The sequence below is a fragment of the Streptomyces sp. Ru71 genome (genome assembly GCF_002920535.1).
In the GTDB taxonomy this organism is placed as follows: domain Bacteria; phylum Actinomycetota; class Actinomycetes; order Streptomycetales; family Streptomycetaceae; genus Streptomyces.
Window position 1 is genome coordinate 1 of the sequence record NZ_PQSS01000181.1, and the last position, 716, is coordinate 716.

Annotated in this window: 1 protein-coding gene; it reads left to right on the top strand. The window is 68.2% G+C overall.

The genetic code is table 11. From position 1 onward, the window contains the following. Positions 1 to 224: 224 nt before the first annotated feature. Entirely contained in the window at positions 225 to 713 is a 489-nt protein-coding gene (locus tag C3489_RS38130) for a hypothetical protein (protein ID WP_146075417.1), read from the top strand. Positions 714 to 716: the final 3 nt, after the last annotated feature.

A 716-nucleotide genomic window follows, 5' to 3' on the forward strand; every position in this document is an offset into this window, starting at 1 on the left:
TGAGCGTGGAGTACAACCAACGCGTCAGGAACCGTCGGCTTACGCTGCAGGTTTACCTCTACCTTCAACCCTCTGCCGGATGCTGCACATGAGGTGCCGCCCCTAACGTCCTGGTTCAAGGCCATGGTGCTCTGCCGACCACAGCAGCGCCTGGTCCAGCTGCGGGTCCTGCTAGGTGCCCACCGGGGGATCCGGCCCGCAGTGCGGGAAGGGAAAGGTACGTCATGCAGATACGTGATTGCCTCGCGTTGGCGACGGCGACGGCGGCGCTGGGGGGCGCTGTCGCGATGGCCGCGCCTGCCGCGCAGGCCCAGCCGGCCCCCCAGACGGCTTCGGCGACGCAGTCGGCCGCCGTGCAGTCGGCTGCGGCGCGCGCGGATGCAGCCTCGGTGGCGAGGGGGAGCTGGCATCTGATCTGGGGCCCGAAGAAGCACGCGCCGACGAAGTACTGGGCGACGCCCGACTTCGTTCCGCGCAGCTCGACGCTCGGGGTGAACGCGCGGTGCTGGAACGGCGGCGACGGGACCAAGTACAAGATCGACGTGGTGCGCACGTCGGACAAGAAGGTCGTCAAGAAGGGCGGCTGGGGGTACTGCAACGGCGGGTGGATGACGGTGCAGACCTCGGCGCGGTCCGGCACGGCGTACTACATGCGCATCTACCTCAAGGGCAAGGCGCACACCGTCGAGGCCAAGGCCTACTACTACCGCTGAGCC